At 69.1% G+C, this 16,898-nt stretch carries 19 protein-coding genes; 12 read left to right on the forward strand and 7 right to left on the reverse strand.

Annotation, left to right across the window (positions count from 1 at the left end):
- Positions 1-327 precede the first annotated feature (327 nt).
- A complete protein-coding gene (locus DLJ58_RS08715) occupies positions 328-831 on the forward strand; it encodes a hypothetical protein (RefSeq protein ID WP_124854680.1) in 504 nt (167 codons plus the stop codon).
- Positions 832-1,033: 202 nt separating this feature from the next.
- Here DLJ58_RS08715 and DLJ58_RS08720 read toward each other — a convergent pair whose 3' ends face one another.
- Entirely contained in the window at positions 1,034-1,567 is a 534-nt protein-coding gene (locus DLJ58_RS08720; protein ID WP_124854681.1) for an AAA family ATPase, read from the reverse strand.
- A gap of 149 nt (positions 1,568-1,716) precedes the next feature.
- On the opposite strand from DLJ58_RS08720, the gene DLJ58_RS08725 reads away from it, so the two are divergent.
- The 3 genes from DLJ58_RS08725 (at position 1,717) to DLJ58_RS08735 (ending at position 3,787) form a co-directional block, all read left to right on the forward strand.
- Positions 1,717-2,541, forward strand: coding sequence for an aminoglycoside adenylyltransferase domain-containing protein (locus DLJ58_RS08725; RefSeq protein WP_244218847.1), 825 nt, complete (start codon positions 1,717-1,719; stop codon positions 2,539-2,541).
- Positions 2,542-2,675: 134 nt separating this feature from the next.
- Positions 2,676-3,413, forward strand: a complete 738-nt coding sequence (locus DLJ58_RS08730) for an MBL fold metallo-hydrolase (RefSeq protein ID WP_124854683.1) — start codon at positions 2,676-2,678, stop codon at positions 3,411-3,413.
- Positions 3,414-3,574: 161 nt separating this feature from the next.
- Positions 3,575-3,787 carry a hypothetical protein gene (locus DLJ58_RS08735; protein WP_124854684.1) on the forward strand — a complete coding sequence of 71 codons (213 nt, stop codon included), beginning with the start codon at positions 3,575-3,577 and terminating at the stop codon, positions 3,785-3,787.
- Here the strand turns inward: DLJ58_RS08735 and DLJ58_RS08740 are convergent.
- Positions 3,784-4,275, reverse strand: a complete 492-nt coding sequence (locus tag DLJ58_RS08740) for a hypothetical protein (protein WP_124854685.1) — start codon at positions 4,273-4,275, stop codon at positions 3,784-3,786. The genes DLJ58_RS08735 and DLJ58_RS08740 overlap by 4 nt on opposite strands.
- A gap of 106 nt (positions 4,276-4,381) precedes the next feature.
- Between DLJ58_RS08740 and DLJ58_RS08745 the strand changes: the two genes are divergently transcribed.
- The 3 genes from DLJ58_RS08745 to DLJ58_RS08755 all read left to right on the forward strand — a co-directional run bounded on the left by DLJ58_RS08745 (position 4,382) and on the right by DLJ58_RS08755 (position 6,507).
- Positions 4,382-5,128 carry a DUF6193 family natural product biosynthesis protein gene (locus DLJ58_RS08745; protein WP_124854686.1) on the forward strand — a complete coding sequence of 249 codons (747 nt, stop codon included), beginning with the start codon at positions 4,382-4,384 and terminating at the stop codon, positions 5,126-5,128.
- Positions 5,129-5,221: 93 nt separating this feature from the next.
- A complete protein-coding gene (locus DLJ58_RS08750) occupies positions 5,222-5,947 on the forward strand; it encodes an HAD family hydrolase (protein WP_124854687.1) in 726 nt (241 codons plus the stop codon).
- 119 nt (positions 5,948-6,066) lie between these two features.
- Positions 6,067-6,507 carry a VOC family protein gene (locus tag DLJ58_RS08755; protein WP_124854688.1) on the forward strand — a complete coding sequence of 147 codons (441 nt, stop codon included), beginning with the start codon at positions 6,067-6,069 and terminating at the stop codon, positions 6,505-6,507.
- Between the two features lie 136 nt (positions 6,508-6,643).
- Here DLJ58_RS08755 and DLJ58_RS08760 read toward each other — a convergent pair whose 3' ends face one another.
- Entirely contained in the window at positions 6,644-7,363 is a 720-nt protein-coding gene (locus DLJ58_RS08760; protein ID WP_124854689.1) for an SDR family oxidoreductase, read from the reverse strand.
- Between the two features lie 168 nt (positions 7,364-7,531).
- Between DLJ58_RS08760 and DLJ58_RS08765 the strand changes: the two genes are divergently transcribed.
- Positions 7,532-8,452, forward strand: a complete 921-nt coding sequence (locus DLJ58_RS08765; RefSeq protein WP_124854690.1) for a LysR family transcriptional regulator — start codon at positions 7,532-7,534, stop codon at positions 8,450-8,452.
- Here DLJ58_RS08765 and DLJ58_RS08770 read toward each other — a convergent pair.
- Positions 8,420-9,337 (reverse strand): NAD-dependent epimerase/dehydratase family protein, encoded by a 918-nt coding sequence (locus DLJ58_RS08770; protein WP_124854691.1) that lies wholly within the window; start codon positions 9,335-9,337, stop codon positions 8,420-8,422. The genes DLJ58_RS08765 and DLJ58_RS08770 overlap by 33 nt on opposite strands.
- Before the next feature lie 84 nt (positions 9,338-9,421).
- Here DLJ58_RS08770 and DLJ58_RS08775 point away from each other — a divergent pair, with 84 nt between their 5' ends.
- From DLJ58_RS08775 to DLJ58_RS08785, 3 genes are all read left to right on the forward strand, one after another.
- Positions 9,422-9,850 (forward strand): VOC family protein, encoded by a 429-nt coding sequence (locus DLJ58_RS08775; protein ID WP_124854692.1) that lies wholly within the window; start codon positions 9,422-9,424, stop codon positions 9,848-9,850.
- Positions 9,851-9,969: 119 nt separating this feature from the next.
- Positions 9,970-10,554, forward strand: coding sequence for a hypothetical protein (locus DLJ58_RS08780; protein WP_244218848.1), 585 nt, complete (start codon positions 9,970-9,972; stop codon positions 10,552-10,554).
- 29 nt (positions 10,555-10,583) lie between these two features.
- Complete coding sequence (locus DLJ58_RS08785; protein WP_124854694.1) at positions 10,584-11,528, forward strand: acyltransferase domain-containing protein; 945 nt, start codon at positions 10,584-10,586, stop codon at positions 11,526-11,528.
- On the opposite strand, the gene DLJ58_RS08790 is transcribed toward DLJ58_RS08785, so the two are convergent.
- A complete protein-coding gene (locus DLJ58_RS08790) occupies positions 11,525-11,911 on the reverse strand; it encodes a nuclear transport factor 2 family protein (protein ID WP_124854695.1) in 387 nt (128 codons plus the stop codon). The two genes, DLJ58_RS08785 and DLJ58_RS08790, sit on opposite strands and share 4 nt — an antisense overlap.
- Positions 11,912-11,992: 81 nt before the next feature.
- Between DLJ58_RS08790 and DLJ58_RS08795 the strand changes: the two genes are divergently transcribed.
- On the forward strand, positions 11,993-12,760 hold the full coding sequence (locus DLJ58_RS08795) for a helix-turn-helix domain-containing protein (RefSeq protein WP_208740941.1): 768 nt from the start codon (positions 11,993-11,995) through the stop codon (positions 12,758-12,760).
- A 47-nt stretch (positions 12,761-12,807) separates the two neighbouring features.
- Here DLJ58_RS08795 and DLJ58_RS08800 read toward each other — a convergent pair whose 3' ends face one another.
- Complete coding sequence (locus tag DLJ58_RS08800; RefSeq protein WP_124854696.1) at positions 12,808-15,642, reverse strand: PQQ-dependent sugar dehydrogenase; 2,835 nt, start codon at positions 15,640-15,642, stop codon at positions 12,808-12,810.
- An 87-nt stretch (positions 15,643-15,729) separates the two neighbouring features.
- Complete coding sequence (locus DLJ58_RS08805; protein ID WP_425271303.1) at positions 15,730-16,869, reverse strand: ThuA domain-containing protein; 1,140 nt, start codon at positions 16,867-16,869, stop codon at positions 15,730-15,732.
- Positions 16,870-16,898: the final 29 nt, after the last annotated feature.

Raw genomic sequence — 16,898 nt, forward strand, 5'->3', positions numbered from 1 at the left:
TGGCGCGGCGCGTTCGGTCCTCGCTGGTCGGTAGGAGATGCAGCTTTTGAGCAGCACGGCGATTTCCTGCCGTTGGTCACAGACACCGTCGTCGGTGCGGCGAGAGCTTGCGATATCGCGACAGTCCACACGGTCATGCTTCTCCCCGCCAATCACCACCAGAATTGCCTGGTCTCGCATGATGTTTGACGGAACGGCGTCGCAGGACGTTTGACGTCAGGTCGAGATCGATAGGTTATGTGCTGAGCCGATGGTAGGGCGCGGTCGTGCCGGAGGGGGACTATTCGGGTCTCGGGGTTCCGGACGTGGGATGGCACGATGCGTGCTGTGAGTTGGTCTCTGCTGGTGACGCCCTTGCACTGCGCGGCCGAGGACGGCGTACTCGAGTGGGCAGCAGACGCTGAGTCTTCCTTTGGTCTGCCCGATGAACCACCGGCCGCCCGTGAACTTCCGACGGTGGCGCAGGTTCTGTCCACATTCCGGGGGGCCGGCTGTCACGGCGTGCCATGGTTCCAGGTCGCAGGGTTTGACGTGACCAGCGATCTCTCCGGCTGCCCGGACCCGGCCACCTGCGCGTCGGTCGGTGGCCTGGACCTCGGCGAGGTCAGCCTGGGAGTCGAAGGCGCCGACGGTGACCAGCTGGTGAAGTTGGACCAGGCCGTGACCGACATCGGGTTCCGCAAGCCAGCCAGCAGTGCCGTGTTGGCCGCGACGGTGGCGTTAGCGTCGCAGGCCGGCCCGCTGCTGGTGTTCAATGGCAGCGGCGAGCACGTGTTCGTGGTGTCGCCAGGCGATGATCCGACCCATCTCGCTCAGCACTGGCCCTGGTAGCCACACCACCGTAGCGACGGCCCCCGATACGAGGGCTCATCCAGCAGGGAAAGGTCCAGAGAGCGAACGTGCCCGTTGGTCTGCCCGACGTAGCGGTTCAACACCAGCAATCAACGCTGGGCGGACGACGGCAACTCGGACTCCCTGTGCTCCGCATGCGAGGTCGCGGAGGGCGTAGATCAACGGGTTTCCCAAGCTGAGGTTAGGCACCTGAGCGTCCCTTGGTAGCTCTGAGGACGATCTGCGCGGCGACTTGGGCGGGAGTCAGGTGCGTGGTGTCCACGACCTCGGCCTCGGCATGCAGCCACGTGCGGGCCGCCTCGGCGTAGGGCTGAAGGTACTTGAGACGGAACGGAGACGGAATGGGGTGTTCCCCCTCGATACGGCCGCGGAGGGTGTCTTGGTCAGCGTGGAGGACGAAGTGCCTGACCGGGATGGCATGTTGGGCCAGGCCCGTACTGATTTCGTTCCAGTACTGCTCGACCAGGACAGTCATCGGCACTACCAGCGTGCCGCCGGTGTAGTCGAGAACACGGCGGGCGGTCTCGACGACGAGTTGCCGCCATGGCGGCCAGTGCTGGAAATTGTCCGTCGCGGGCAGTCCCGGCGTGATGTCCATGAGTGTCTCGCCGACCTTCTCGGCGTCGAACACTCGCGAATCTGGGATCAGTTGCTGCATGAGCATGCTGGTCGTCGTCTTGCCCACGCCGTGGGTGCCGTTGAGCCATACGATCACGGGCCACATCCTCCTTCTTGCTGCGGTATCCACACCTCGGCCCATGCGCGCATGCCTGCGCCTCCGCTGTGGTCGGGCATGCACCTTCTCCACCGGGCGGCGGCGTTATTGGTCGGTGCCGGTCGCGTCAGCGGGTACTCACGTACTCGGTGGCGGGCTGGCAGCCCGCAGGGCAGGATGACTTGGTGGCACCACCCGAGATGGTCCTCTCCGATCTTCCTGAAGCGTGGGGTCCTGCGCTGACCGGCAGGCTTTTGGGCCTGTACCTGCACGGCTCGCTGGTAGCCGGCGACTTCGCCGCAGACCGCAGTGATCTTGATCTGCTCGCGGTACTCGACGGCGACCCGGACGAGGGCCTTCTGGCCGTGCTCGCCGGACTGCACGCGGACCTTGACCGGCGGCACCCGCAGTGGGCCGGCAGGATCGAGGTGGAATACGTATCCCTGGACGCCGCGCGCCACGCAGCGCTCGGCGATGCCCGCCGGGACCACGTCATTGCCCGGGTCAGCCCCGGGGAATCCTTGCACCTGCTACCCGCGACCACTCACCGCGTCGTGACCTGGTCCGCCGTCCACGACCACGGCCGCAGCCTGCTGGGACCCCCGCCCGACATGCTGCTACCCGCCGTCGACCCCAACCTCGTCCGCTCGGCCCTGCTGGACCACGTCCGCGACTGGCCGACCTGGGTGATCCAGATGACCACCCCCGGAGCCGAGTCCTACGCCGTGCTCACCCTCTGCCGGGCCTACCAACGCCTTCAGAGCGGCCGGCAACTATCCAAGCGGCAGGCCGCCGACCAGACCATCACCGCCTACCCTCGATGGGCAGGCCTCATCATCTGGGCACGTGACTGGTGGTACGACTTCGGCCAGGACACCGACACCGGCAGAGCCGATCACGTCCGGGCATTCGTGGACGAGATAAGCACCGCCATCCTGGTTTCAGAACGCGACCCGCACGCGCTACGCACGTGACGGCTGAGGGAGCGCCAGCCACCCGGTCGCAGCCCAGCCTGCTGTCCTGCCGTCCTTCGCGCTGCCCGAACTGGCCCGGCCCGCCGGCCTATTAGGAAGAACGGCCCCGCCCAGTGAGGTGAGACGCTGGATGGATGCGACAGGTCACAGTGCTTGGCAGTTGCGGTGCCTTCCCCGAGCCAGGCCGTGCCTGTAGCGGCTTCGCGGTGGACTGGGACGGCTACCGCTTGGTGCTTGATCTGGGCTACGCCACGCTGCCGCGGTTGCTCCGGCACTGGCCTGATGGTGCGCTGGACGCCGTCGTCATCACCCATGAGCACCCGGATCACTGCGTCGACCTGCACGGTCTGTTCAGGATGCGGTTCTACGGCCAGCCCGGGGGGCCACGGCTGCCGTTGTTCTGCCCGCCCGGCGTGCTCGACCGGCTCAGCGGCCTGGAGCCCGATGTCGACCTGAACTCCGTATTCGATCTGCACCCACTGCCCGGCAGCTACCGGGTCGGGCCGTTCGACCTGACCGGGCTGTCTCTCCCACACTTCGTGCCCAACGCCGGCGTCCGGATTGAGGCCGACGGAATCGCGGTGGCCTACTCCGGGGACACGGGGCCGACTCCCGCGTTGGCCGAGCTGGGACGTGACGCCGACCTGTTCATCGTCGAGGCGACGGACCGCGACGGCGAGACAAGCCGTCGCACCCGAAACCTGTTGACCTCCACTGAGGCTGGTCGGTGGGGTCGTCGGGCGGGCGCCCGCCGCCTGATGCTCACCCACTTCTGGCCCGGCAACGACCGGGAGGCGGCAGTGGCCGCCGCGCAGGTGGAGTTCGGCGGTGCCGTGCTGGCGGCTGAGGAAGGACTCATCCTGATGCTTTGACCGCGAGACGGCGGATGCGCCTGTCGCCGCGGAGCCAAAGCTTGACAGGGCAGCAGGTAGGCGCGCAGCAATTGCCGCCTGGAGGTCAAGGGGTCGCCGGCCCACACGGGCACCGGCACTGGTAGTGCGCGGGGGCCTGAAGTTCCCGCTACGGTGTCGCCGTGTCCCGATTCAGCATGATGGCCCGCGTGGACATCCCCGGCGAGGTGGCCGACGCCGAAGCCTGGATCGCGCGATATCGCGAGTCGCTGACCTCAATAACGGAGACCGGCTGCGGCTGTTGTGTACGTGCGTGGCAGATCGACGGACCGCAAGAGCTGGTCGACACGATCCCGCTGGTGCTCAGCGCCTCGACGGAGTGGGACCGGGACTAGTCACCGCAGGGCAGCAGCTCGGCCAGGGGCCTCAGGGTTGCGGCGTACTGGTCGGCATCGAACGTCAACGTGCCGAGATCTCCCAGGTCGGGCACCTGGCGACCGATGTCGGTCCACTGCACGCGGCCGCTTCGTCGCAGCAGCCGGGCAGACAGCACGCCGCAGCCCCCGGTGCCGCAACTGGGGCACATGAGTAGCGCGACATGATCTGGCGGATCATCGGCGGCCAGGTCCGACGGCGCTTCGCCGAGCAGTGCCCGGGCATGGGATTGCAGGATTCGCGGATAGCCGACCCAGAGCGGTGAGCGGAGTGAGTAGCCGGGTCGTCGCGCGTGAACCATGTCGAGGAACGGAGTTCCATCGATCAGCAGTTCGAACACGGTCAGTGTTGGGCGGGGACGGTCCTTGGGCCAGCGCGCGGCGGCCCGGGGCATGAGTAGCTCGTGGGTGCGTTCTGCCAGGCCCAGCACGTTGAGCGTCTCGTCCACGTCGGCAAGGATGCCAGAGGTCGTCCGCATCGTCCGCCGGTGTTCGCGCCAATCGGCCCTGAACGCACGGACGGCTGCTGGCACCGGGTTGCGGCAGAATGCTCGCATGCTCAGCGATCCCACCGTGGAAGACCTGTACCCCGAAGTGGCGGCCGCAGGCAGCCTTGCCGCCGCCCTCGACGCCGTCGCCGCTGATCATGGCCTCTCACTCGGATCGGCCCGAACATTGGAATGGTCCTCGCCCCTGACGTGGGCGAGTGTCCCCAGTGGGTCTTCGGTTCGTGACGATCTCACGGTTAGTGCGAGCACCGATGAACGCCGCTTCAGAATCGAAGGATGGGGGCAGGGAATCCAGTTGATCGCTGGCACCACCGGCGACCTGGTCGAGGTCGTCCGAGCGGCGCACAACTGGCGTTCCGGCATGCCATTGCACGACATCAGGCGTTCGGTGCCATTCGTCGTGCTGACTCGCCGAGGCGAGGTCGTCGAGCAAGGCCCGGCGGGCGTGGTGGCGGCCGAATGGCAGTGGCTCAGACAGAGCACCACAGAGACCGATGGGCCAAACCACAGGGCGCTGATCGAGGCGGCCCACAACGAGCCGATGCTACGGCAGCTGTACCCGTACACGACTCACTCCGTCTTGAACTTCTCCACCACCACGGGATATCCGTTCTCGCCCAGCCCGGTCAGTCTCAGCACGCATGGTTCGCCCTCAAACTTCCGGGTCCGGGGACGGCGTGAGGTGCTCGGCGAGACCGCGACCGCCACGGAGGCAGTGGCGCTGGCCGTCGCCCACCTCCCGGCCGACCTGGGCCCGGCTGTCGCTGGGCGATACGAGGGGCAGCGCCGCTAGGCCATGCCAACCTTGCCCTCGTCTGCCGTACGAAGTGACGCCGGAGGCTGGCGTGCAAGGTGACTGCGGTGACGATCTCAGTAGGATGCTGAGATGTCTCGACCAGTGGTTTTCGACCTCTTTCACACCCTGGTTCAGGGGGCCGACGAGGCGCGTGACCGGGTAGTCGGCGAGATGGCGATCATGGTCGGGGTGGCTCCGGCCGAGTTGGTCGCCGCGTACCACGCCACCTGGCGGGACCGGCTGGTCCGGTGGGACGTGGAGGAGACCATCCGCATCCTCGCCGGACGCCTCGGCGGCACACCGACCAACGAACAGGTGACACGGGCCGGTGAGCATCGGCGAGCCCTTGCGCGCCGGGTGCTGGACAGCGTCTCGACCGCCACCCTGGACGTGCTCGACGCGCTTCGCGGCGACGGGCATCCGTTGGCCCTCATCAGCAACGCCACCTCGGAAACTGCCCAGGCGTGGCCGCAGAGTCCGCTCGCCCAACGCTTCGATGTCGCGGTCTTCTCCTGCGATGTCGGGCTGGCCAAGCCCGACCCGGCGATCTATCACCTTGCTGCCGAGCGCCTGGGCGTTGGGCCGGCGGAGTGTGTCTTTGTTGGCGACGGTGCAGACGGTGAGCTGGCGGGGGCGGCAGCGGTCGGTATGACCGTCTTCCGGACCACCGAGCACAACGACACCGACCCGAGCTGGGGCGGGCCGCTTTTCGCCACCTTGGGCGACCTGCCCGCCAAACTTCGAGAGCCGTTCACGGCCATCGGGCCGTCCGCGGCACACCCGGGGCGCAGGGACAGCGTGAAGCAACGGCAATGACCTCTGGTTGCCAGTACGACGCGGCAGACAGTCCGTTCTGAATGTCGAGAACGGCCGAGTGGCTCCGTCCTCGGGGAGGATGCGGTCACTGCGAGCGCACCAGAGCAGGGAGATCCAGCATGGCGATCCAGCGGATGGACAACGTCCTCATCGTTGTCGAGGACCTCGACGCGGTCATCGCGTTCTTCGTCGAACTCGGCATGGAGTTGGAGGGGCGAGGGCCGGTCGAGGGACGGTGGGTGGAGCGGGTCATCGGGATCGACGACGTCCGGCAGGAGGTCGCGATGCTGCGAACCCCGGACGGCCACGGCAAGGTCGAGCTGGCGATGTTCCACCGACCGGCGGCGATCAGCGCGGAGCCGAAGGACGCGCCGGCGAACACGTTGGGGATTCGGCGGGTCATGTTCGCCGTCGACGACATCGAGGATGTGATCACCCGATTGCGCGGCCACGGCGCCGAGCTCGTCGGTGAGGTGGAGCGGTTCGAGAACATCTACCGGCTCTGCTACGTCCGCGGCCCGGAGGGCATCATCGTCGGCCTGGCCGAACAGCTCCGCTGACGGCCGCCGCAGTTCGGTCCACCCGCTACTTCGGGGATGTAGGGGCCTCGCGGGCCGCGGAGACCACTACACCCCTGAAGTAGCGCGGATCTTGGAGCGCGCAGACCCAGCGCGCAGCGCACAGGAGCAGTCGGGCTCAGGAGACCAGGGTGCCGCCGTCGACGGTCACCACCGTGCCGGTGGCGTAGGTCGCCCGCAGGAGGTAGACGAACGCCTCGGCGACCTCCTCGGGTTCGCCCACCCGGCCGAGCGGAAGCGATTCGCTGAGCTGCGCGTACATCTGCTCCCGGGTTTCCTCGGGCAGGGAGTCCCAGAGCGGTGAGCGGATCACGCCGGCGGAGACGGCGTTGACCCGGATCGGGGCGAGCTCGACGGCGAGCGCGCGGACCAGCGCGTCGATCGCCCCGGTGATGCTGGCCGCGACCGACCAGCCTGCGCTGGGCCGGTGGTTGGCGGTGCCGGTGGTGAGGGTGATCGACCCGCCGGGGCGCAGGTACGGCAGTGCCATGTTGACCGCCGACAGGGAGCCGAAGTAGCGCAGGTCGAAGGCGGCCCGGGCGGCGGCGAGGTCGAGGGCGTCGACGGACATCAGCGCGAGGGGTTCGCCGGCGGTGTAGACGAGGTGGTCGAACGAGCCGAGACCGTGGAACAGCCGGGACACGGCGTCCGGGTCGGTGAGGTTGGCGAGGTACCCCTGGGTGGTGGTCGGCAGGGTCGTCAGGGCGCGGTCCACGCTGCGCTGGTTGCTGGAGGCGACCACGACCTGGGCGCCCTCGCGGGCGGCGCGGGCGGCGGTGGCGAGGCCGATCCCCGAGGTTCCGCCGAGTACGACGACGCGCTGGTCGATGAGGGTCATGATCGTGTCCTTCCGGATCGTGTGGTGGGAACGGTTACCACCGTGCTCCGCCGGGAACGTCCGCGTCCAAGACCTCTTTCACCTCCTGTGATGCCCGTTGGGCATCACTCCGCTCATACCCGGCGGGTATCATGGAACCGCCCGGAGCGGCAACCGGACGGGGGCAGGGTGGACGTCGATCTGCGCAAGCTCCGCTACTTCGTGGCGGTCGCGGAGGAGTTGCACTTCGGCAGGGCCGCCGCGCGGCTGCGCATCGCCCAGCCGGTCCTGTCGCGCCAGATCCGGGCCTTCGAGCACGAACTGCGCGCCGAGCTCTTCGTGCGGGACCGCCGTTCCACGGTGCTGACCGAGGCCGGTCGACAGTTGCTGACCGACGCCCGTCCGCTGCTCGCCTCGGCTGAGGCCCTGCGACGGCGAGTGCAGCGGGTCGCGCACGGCAGGCCGACGTTCACCATCGCGTTCATGCCCGGCCTTCTCGTGACCGCCGAGGCCCGCGCCATCGGCCAGCGGCACCCCGACCTGGCCGTCAACGTCGTCCGTACGTCCTGGGACGACCAGGCCGACATCGTCCGCGAGGGGCGCGCGGACGTCAGTTACGTCCGGCTCCCGGTCGACCAGCGCGGCCTGTGCCTGCGGCCACTGTTCACCGAACCCCGGGTCGTCGTCCTACCCACCGATCACCGGCTGGCCGGGAAGGAGTCGGTCGACCTCGCCGAGTTGGTCGAGGAACGGCTGTTGCAGGACCCGGACGCGGTGCCGGAGTGGCGGTACCTGCCGAACCGTCGCAGCGACCCCGATCCCCGACCTCGGCCCGAGCTGAACTCCGTCGAGGAGAAGCTGGAGCATGTTGCCGCGTACGCCGGGATGGTGATCCTGCCGCTGTCGACGGCGACGTTCTACACGAGACCCGACGTCAGCCACGTACCCGTCACTGACCTCGGCCACAACCAGGTGTGCCTGGCCTGGGCCGAGGACAACCGGTCACCTCTGGTGCACGAGTTCGTCGAGATCGCCGCCCGGCAGACCCCACAACCTGACGATCGACGCCAACGGGGGTCAGGCGGCGCCGCTCGGGAAGGTTTCGCGTAGGGCCGGGTCCAGCGGTCGACCGCTCGTCGGTTCGATGAACAGGTCCGCGAGCAGGAGGTCGGCGAGGTAGCTGGGGTTGACCCCCGACTCCTTGCGGCCGAGGGCCTGTAGCGCGCCGCCCAGTCGCAGCGCGGCCTTCGCGGCGCCGGACGGCATCCGCGCGACCCGGCGACGCCGACCGACCGCGTCGGCGATGCGCGCGATCATGTCGTGCCAGGTGAGGTTCTCGTCGGCGACCGGGATATCCGCGCCGCTGGCCTGCTCCAGGGCGTCGACCGCGACCTCGGCCACGCTGCGGGCGGAGGCCGCGGCGCTGCCACCGGTGGGGGCGACCAGCGGGGTACGCGAGCGGGCCCACCGGTCCAGCGGACCGGCCCAGTTGGGCAGTCGGTCGCCGGCCCGGCCGAAGACGAAGGGCAGTTCGAGTACGGCGACGGGCAGGCCCTCGCCGGCGGCAGCCCGCCCCTCCCGGGCCTGCTCCAGGCGGCACCGGATGTACGTGTGCCGTTCGGCGAGGCGCCACTGCGGGTGGAGCCGGTCGAAGTAGGTGTAGTAGGAGCCCATCACGACGCCCCGGGTGAGGCCTTCGAGTCGGGCGGCGGTGAACAGGCGTACCACCGGGTCGACGTTGTCGCGGCGGAACTCGGGATAGATCGGCTTGGGCAGCGGCCGTTGCTCCTCGGTGCGGGTGGCGTACACGACGCCGTCGTGACCGGCGAGCAACGGCCGCAGGTCCTCGATCGAGGCGGACCCGACGTCGAGCAGATGGTCGACGCCCGGCTGGGCGGTACGCGCCACGGTGGTCGCGGCATGGCCACGTTCCCGGAGCACGTCCACGACGTGAGCGCCGATCAGGCCGCTGCCACCCACCACAAGAATTCGCACGATGCATCGTCCACTCTGGAGCCGGCTCCTTGTCAAGCAGGCGCGGCGCGATTCGACCAGAATGGCACCCGGAGGTGATCAACCATGGTCGACCAGGAGAGCGTGCCCAAGCTGGGTTCGGTGGTGCTCGACTGCACCGATGCGAGGGCGCTTGCCGAGTTCTATCGACAGCTACTGGGCTTCGTCTACCGGCCCGGTGACGAACCGCCAGCGGCCGGCAAGGCCGACGAACGCGGCCGTGACTGGCTGGTGCTGCGGTCGCCCGGCGGCGGACCCCAGATCGCGTTTCAGCAGGTGGAGCATTTGCCGGAGGCGACGTGGCCGGCGACTACCGTGCCCCAGCAACTGCACCTGGACCTGACCGTGGAGTCCGTCGAGGAGTTGCTGGTCCAGCATGAGCGCGTGCTGCGCCTCGGCGGCCGGCTGTTGTACGACCGCATCGACGACCCGGACGAGCCTCTGCGCGTGTATGCCGACCTGGCCGGGCATCCCTTCTGCGTCTTCGTCGGCTGAGCGGGTTGCCGCGACCTCGCCGGAGCGCAGGTTGACAACGGGCGAGGCTGGCGCCCGCGACCCCGACATTCGCATAGGTTCGAGGTACGCAACACCATCGCTGTGAAACGGGGTTGAGGATGCCGGAACCGCGCGCCTTCTGGCTGGACGAGCAGTTCGACCGTGAGCACGGCACCGACGGGCGCGGCCGGTACGAGGCCGAGGTGTTTCGCCGGATCGACGAGTTCGCCGACACCTGGGGTGACTTCGCGCCCGTGGCGTTCGCGGTGACCGCCTGGCGGTTGGCCACCGAGCTGTCGCCGGGCTTCGTGCGCTGGCACCGGCGGATCATCTCGGCGACCTGCGCGCGCAGCCCGTGGGACGGCAGCCTGGTCTGCGCGGTGACAGTGGCCTCCCGCTGGCCGGCCGAGCTGACCTGGACCAAGCAGTGGCAGCGCGACCGTGGTTGGCAGGACTGGCCCCGGCTGTTCGGCCAGTTCACCACACCCACCGAGGAGGACCAGACGCGCCGCCCGCATCTGCGCGCGTTGCTTCAGGTGGAGGCGCCGGTCCCGCTCGACGACCTGCCGCCGACGCCCGACGGTCCGGACGACGAGGTCGCCGCGGCGGCGCGCCGCGCGGTGGCGGTGCTGGCCCGGGAGCTCAACGACCTTCTCGCGCCGATGATCGGGCAGCTCGACGCCGGGGTGCCGGCGGACTCCTGAAATGCCCGCCGGCCGGTAGGGTCGTCGGCGTGGATTTGGACGACATCGCGGCTCGACTCGGGGTGCCCGTCGAGGAGGTCGACCGCGTGCACCGGCTCGCCGGTGACGGGCCGTCAGCTCCGTTGCCAGCCAAGACCGACGCGCCCGCGCTCCTCGACCGGCTCGCCGTGCGGCCGGACGACGCCGCCGAGATCATCGCGGGTTGGCCGGACCCCGACTCTCCGCTGTGGACCCCGGAGCTGCGCTGGCTGCTCGACCGCTCGATCGCCATGGTCCGCGCCGACCTCGCGGGTTACGACTGGCTGTCGCCCGGCCCGGAGCTGCCGCGAGAGCGCGGGCCTGCCTGGCGCCATCTCTACGTGTACGCGTACCTGGCACTGGTCGACGTCGTGCGTGGGTACCACCGCGACCACGGCATCGCCGATGCCGTGACCTGGGTGACCCTGGCTGACCTGGGCCGCAACCTCGCCATCGACCGACGGATGCGCGGCGAGGGCTGGCCGATCATGCAGAGCTGGCTGACGCTGCACTCGCGCGGCAGCGTCTACGAGCTGGGCCGGCTCCAGCACCAGCGTGGCGACGGCGCGATCGGCCTGCACGTCCCCGAGTCGGGGCCGTTGACCCCGACGGCGATCGAGGCGTCGCTCGACGAGGCCCGCGTGTTCTTCCCTCGACACTTCCCCGACGAGCAGTACACCGCGTTCTCCTGCGCCTCGTGGCTGCTCGACCCCCAGCTGCGGGAGTACCTTCCCGAGGACTCCAACATCGTGCGGTTCCAGCGCCGGTTCGAGCTGGAGCCCTACGACGAGTCGGCGGGGCCGGACGCCGACATCGAGGTGCTGCGGTTCGGGTTCCGGACCCTGACCACGCCGCTCGACGAGCTGCCGCGCCGCACGGTGCTCCAGCGCGCGATCATCGACCACCTGCGGGCCGGAGGCCGCTGGCACTGGCGCCACGGTCGCTTCCCGATCTAGGCATCCGCGTCCCACCACGCGTCGTTGGCGGCGGTCTGGGCCGTCGGCTCGATGACTTCCCACACCTGCGCGATCAACCCGTCGGCGATTCGCAGGACGTCAACCACCACGATCTCCGGCCCTCCGTCGGGGAGTCGGCGTCGCGAGTGCACCACGACGTGGTCACCGTCGGCCAGCAGGTGCAGGATGTCGACCCGCATGCCGGCGGTCGGGCCCAGCGCGGCGCGGACCGCGGCGAGCCACTGCGCCCTGGTCGAGGTCGTCGAATCCGACCGGTGATGGGTGAAGTCCTCACTCAGGTACGAGGCGAGCGTGTCGACGTCGCCGGTGTCGACAAGCCCCGCCAACGCACGCCCCACGATGCTCTTGTTCTCGGTGGTCATGGCCGCAAGTGTTTCCCCGGCCTCGTGCGCTTGTCGATGACATCGCACTTCATGGCGTCCCGAGCGACGATGAGTAGGCTCATGATCGTGTATGCGGTCGGGGAACTCCTGCGGCAGTGGCGCAAGCGCCGAGGGCTCAGCCAACTCGACCTGGCGATCGCCGCGGATGTGTCGGCTCGGCACGTCAGCCTGGTCGAGACCGGCAAGTCCACGCCGAGCGCCGACATGATCCTCCGGCTCGCCGACCAGCTTCACGTGCCACTGCGTGACCGCAACCAGCTGTTGCTCGCCGCCGGCTTCGCGCCCCGGTACGCGCAGCGCCCGCTCGACGACCCCGCCCTGTCGGGTGCCCTCGACGCGGTCCGCAGGGTGCTCCAGGCGCACGAGCCGTATCCGGCGCTGGTCTTCGACCGCCGGTGGAACATTCTGATGACCAACCGCGCGGTCGACCCGTTCTTCGCGTACGTGGCCCCCGACCTGTTGCGACCACCGGTGAACCTGGTCCGGCTCGGCCTGGACCCGCGCGGGCTCGCTTCTCTGGTCGTCAACCTGGCGGACGTGCGGGCGGTGTTCCGCAGCCGGATCTCGCGCCAGCTCGCCGCAGCTCCCGACGCGGCGCTCGCCGCGCTCTACCAGGAACTGCTCAGCCCGCAGCCCGGGGAACCGACGAGCGAACGGGTCGACGCCGACGTGGTGCTGCCGATGATCCTGCGGGTCGGCGGGCGCGAGCTGCGGCTGTTCTCGACCATCACCACGTTCGGCACCCCGACGGACATCACGATCGAGGAGATCGCGGTCGAGTCCTACTACCCGGCGGACGCGGGTAGCGCCGCCTACTTCACGCGGTAGGGCCCGGCCTGGTCGGTTACCAGGCCGGGCCCCGTGCACATTCCCGGTCAGCCGGTGGTCAGGATGAACCTCTCCCAGGCCCCGACCGACGTGCGGTTGGCGATCAGGGATCCGGCCCCGGCGTTCTCGGCGCACACGATCTGGTTGTTGACCGTGGCGCGCAGGCTCACCGTTCCATCCGAGTTGGTGATGAGCTGGAACGTCTCCCACGATCCGATCGACGTGGCGTTGGCGACCAACGCTGCGGCGCCCGCGTTCGTGGCCGAGACGTAGAGCCCGTTGGCGCGCGACCGCAGGGCGATGGCGCCGTTGCCGGCGTCCACCCGGTCGAACTGTTCGGTCGTGCCACCGACACTTGCCTTGTTGGCGATCAACGCGGTGGTGCCAACCGCCGACACGTACTGGTTGTTGACCTGTGCCCGCAGCGTGCTCACCGGCGTGCTGCTACCGGTGCCGGTGGTGAAGGTGAACGCGTCGACATCGAACAGGTAGCCGGACCCTCCCTTGAACACCAGGTACAGCGTCGTCGACGCGGTGGGTGGGTTGCTGATCGTGCCGGACGCCTCGACGAAGGTCTCCCAGTTACCGGTGACCGGCACCGTGACGGTGCCCAGCAGAGTGCCGGTGGCCGACCCGGCCCGGACCTCGATCGTGCCACCGGCGCCGGCCGACGACGCCCGCACGGTGAGGCGGGTGGCGTTGGCCAGGTTGTACGGCTGGTAGGAGATCCAGTCGTTGTTCTCGATGAACCCTGCCGTGCGGCCACCCTCGGCGTTGGTGTGGTCGGTGGCCTGGACGCCGGACTGACCGCCGAAGTGTTCACCCTGACGGTGCTTCGGTTGCAAAGTCTTGATGCTGTGCGTGGTCAGCCCGCCGTTGTCGGTGTACGCGGCGTCGAAGACCCCGTAGATGTTGGCGGCCGAGTCGTGCTCACCGTCGGTCGGCACGGTGATCGAGCCACTGCACCCGGTCTTCGAGGTGATCTGGTGGGCGTGGCTGTCGTGGCCCAGCGCGTAGGTCAGGCTCACCTTGGAACAGTCGATCGTGCCGTCCTGCGGGTCGCTCACCGAGATCTGGTACGGCACCGTGTCACCGAAGTTGAACAGTTGCCCGTCGGTGGGGGCGGTGAGTGACACCGTCGGCGCGGTGTTGCCCACCGTGACGATCAGGCTCGCCGTGCCGGACAGGCCGGTCGGGTCGGTGACCTTCAGGGTGGGGCTGTACGAGCCGTTGGTGGTGTACGTCTTGGTGGGGTTGGCCGCCGTCGACGTGGTGCCGTCGCCGAAGGTCCACAGGTAGCTGAGCGCCCCACCCTCCGGGTCGGAGCTGCCGGCCGACGAGAAGTTGACCGTCAGCGGGTTGGCCCCCGACGTGGGGTTCGCCGAGGCGACAGCGATCGGGCTGCGGTTGCCACCACCGATGTACTCGATCCGGAAGAGGGCCTGGTTGTTCGAGCCGGTGCCGTAGTCCAGCACGTACAACGCGCCGTCCGGGCCAAAGGCCATGTCCATCACCTGGGTGCCGGTCCACGGGAAGTTGGAGATCTCCCCGCGCGAGCCGTCGGAGTTGACCGCGATGGCCTTGATCCAGCGGCGGCCGTACTCGCCGGCGAAGAACTGACCGTTCAGCGAGGCCGGGAACTTGATGCTGGAGTTGAGCGAGGCGTCGTACCGGTAGACCGGCCCACCCATCGGCGACTCCGAACCGCTGCCGAACTCCGACGGCGAACCGGAGTCGCCCGCGTACTTGATCCAGGCCGGCTTCGCCGCCGGCAGCGTGCCGAGCCCGGTGTTGCGGAACGAGTTGTTGGTCGGCCCGCCCGTGCAGTTGTACTTGGACTGCGACGGCCCGGACGGGAAGGTGTATTCATTGTATGTTTCCGTGCTGGTGTTGCTGCCCGTGCAGTACGGCCAACCGTAGTTACCCGGTGCCGCGATGCGGTTGAACTCCACCTGACCCTGCGGGCCACGGCTGGAGTTCGTGGATCCGGCGTCGGGGCCGTAGTCGCCGAGGTAGACGACGCCGGTGGCCTTGTCGACGCTCATCCGGAACGGGTTGCGCAGACCCATCGCGTAGATCTCCGGACGGGTGTTGGCCGTGCCGGGGGCGAACAGGTTCCCCGACGGGATGGTGTACGTGCCGTCCGCCTGCGGCTTGATCCGCAGCAGCTTGCCCCGCAGGTCGTTGGTGTTGCCCGCCGAGCGCTGGGCGTCGAACTGCGGGTTGCGGTTGGTTCGCTCGTCGAGTGGCGCGTAGCCGGACGACTCGAACGGGTTGGTGTCGTCGCCGGTGGTCAGGTACAGGTTGCCGGCACCGTCGAAGTCCAGGTCACCGCCGACGTGGCAGCACTGACCACGGTCGTTGGCGACCTGGAGCACGATCTTCTCGCTGCCCAGGTTGAGCGTGTCGTCGCTGTTGAGGGTGAACCGGGACAATCGCAGGTGCCCCTTCCACCGGTCCCAGTCGGACTGCGAGCCGGTGGTCGGGGCGTCCCCGGACGGGGTGCTCAGCGTGGGGGAGTAGTACAGGTAGACCCACCGGTTGCTCGCGAAGCCGGGGTCGACGGCGACGCCCTGCAACCCCTCCTCGTCGTGGGTGTAGACCGACAGGGTGCCGGAGACCTTGGTGTTGCCGGCCACGTCGGTAACCCGTAGGACACCGTTGCGGGCGGTGTGCAGCACCGAGCGGTTGGGCAGGACGGCCAGGGACATGGCCTCACCCAGCTCGCCCGAGCCGGTGGCGAGCTTGACCTGCTGATAGTCGGAGGCGGGAATCACCGCAGCCTGCGCGGTGGACGGTGCAGCCACAGCGAGGGCCGCGCTTGCGACGGTGAGAACCGCCGCGAAGAGCGCCCGGGGCCAGCGCCGGGGATACGAGAGCATGATCGTCCTTTCTCGACGACCGGGGGACGGGCGCGCGGGGGCGCACCACGACCATGTGGGGTGGTGGAGAGCGAGCGGGGGACCAGGTCAGTTGGTGGTGACCAGGTCGAACTTCTCCCACTGACCGATGGAGGTCCGGTTGGCGATCAGCGGGGACGCGCCCGCGTTGTCGGCGGCGACGTAGCGGTTGTTCACAGTGGCCCGCAGGCTCACCGTGCCGTCGGAGTTGCGGACCAGTTGGAACGTCTCCCATGCGCCGGCGGTGGCCCGGTTGGCGATCAGCGCGGCGGCACCGGCGTTCTCGGCCGCGACGAACTGCCCGTTGCCCTTGGCGCGCAGCGCCACGTTGCCGTTGGCGAGGTTGACCAGGTCGAACCGCTCGGTGGTGCCGACGGAGGTCTTGTTGGCGATCAGCGCGGTGGTGGCGTTGGGCGCGCTGACGTACTGGTTGTTGGCGCGGGCCCGCAGGGTGGAGCCGCTGGCGGTGGGCGGCGGGGTCGTGGTGCGCGGCGAGCAGTCGGCCGTCACGGAGCCCGCGGCGACCTGGAGGCCACCGAGCAGCATGCGGGTGAAGTTCGGGTCGGTGTACGACGCCTCGGTGTGTCCGAGGCCCGTGTACCAGGCACGCCCGCCGCCGTACGTCTTGCACCAGGTGATCGGGTGGTCGCCGCCCATGTTGCCGCCGCTGTAGGACGACTCGTCGAGGCTGGCCAGGACCCGCGCGCTGGACCGGGGGTTGGTGCGGTAGTTGTACCACTCGTCGGAGCGGACCCAGGTGGTGCCGAGGTGGGCGGTCGACGGGTTGGTCTGGTCCTCGATCTTCACGGTGGCGTTCTGGATCGCCGGGTGCGAGTCGAACCACGCTCCGACCAGCGAGCCGTACCACGGCCAGCTGTACTCGGTGTCGGCCGCGGCGTGCACGCCGACGTAGCCGCCACCGGCGGCGATGTACGACTCGAACGCGCTCTGCTGGCTGGCGTTGAGGACGTCGCCGGTGGTCGACATGAAGACCACCGCCTGGTACTGGGCCAGGTTGGAGGTGGTGAACTGGGCGGCGTCCTCGGTCGAGGTCACGGTGAAGCCGTTGGCCGAGCCGAGCTGCTGGATCGCGGCGATGCCGTTGGGGATGGAGGAGTGCCGGAAGCCGGCGGTCTTGCTGAACACCAGGACCTTGGTCAGGGGTGCCGCCGAGGCGGGGGTCGGCAGGGCGACCAGGCTGGCCAGCATGACGGCCAGGCCGGTGACGAGTGCCAACA

Origin of the sequence: Micromonospora arida, from assembly GCF_003857035.1 — a bacterium.
GTDB classification, from domain to species: Bacteria; Actinomycetota; Actinomycetes; order Mycobacteriales; family Micromonosporaceae; genus Micromonospora; species Micromonospora arida.

Excerpts from the sequence above, each read along its gene's own strand:
- DLJ58_RS08730 (WP_124854683.1), top strand. The coding sequence starts at position 2,676 with ATGCGACAGGTCACAGTGCTTGGCAGTTGCGGTGCCTTCCCCGAGCCA.
- DLJ58_RS08745 (WP_124854686.1), top strand. The coding sequence starts at position 4,382 with ATGCTCAGCGATCCCACCGTGGAAGACCTGTACCCCGAAGTGGCGGCC.
- DLJ58_RS08750 (WP_124854687.1), top strand. The coding sequence starts at position 5,222 with ATGTCTCGACCAGTGGTTTTCGACCTCTTTCACACCCTGGTTCAGGGG.
- DLJ58_RS08755 (WP_124854688.1), top strand. The coding sequence starts at position 6,067 with ATGGCGATCCAGCGGATGGACAACGTCCTCATCGTTGTCGAGGACCTC.
- DLJ58_RS08760 (WP_124854689.1), bottom strand. The coding sequence starts at position 7,363 with ATGACCCTCATCGACCAGCGCGTCGTCGTACTCGGCGGAACCTCGGGG.
- DLJ58_RS08775 (WP_124854692.1), top strand. The coding sequence starts at position 9,422 with ATGGTCGACCAGGAGAGCGTGCCCAAGCTGGGTTCGGTGGTGCTCGAC.
- DLJ58_RS08780 (WP_244218848.1), top strand. The coding sequence starts at position 9,970 with ATGCCGGAACCGCGCGCCTTCTGGCTGGACGAGCAGTTCGACCGTGAG.
- DLJ58_RS08790 (WP_124854695.1), bottom strand. The coding sequence starts at position 11,911 with ATGACCACCGAGAACAAGAGCATCGTGGGGCGTGCGTTGGCGGGGCTT.
- DLJ58_RS08795 (WP_208740941.1), top strand. The coding sequence starts at position 11,993 with ATGATCGTGTATGCGGTCGGGGAACTCCTGCGGCAGTGGCGCAAGCGC.
- DLJ58_RS08800 (WP_124854696.1), bottom strand. The coding sequence starts at position 15,642 with ATGCTCTCGTATCCCCGGCGCTGGCCCCGGGCGCTCTTCGCGGCGGTT.
- DLJ58_RS08805 (WP_425271303.1), bottom strand. The coding sequence starts at position 16,869 with ATGCTGGCCAGCCTGGTCGCCCTGCCGACCCCCGCCTCGGCGGCACCC.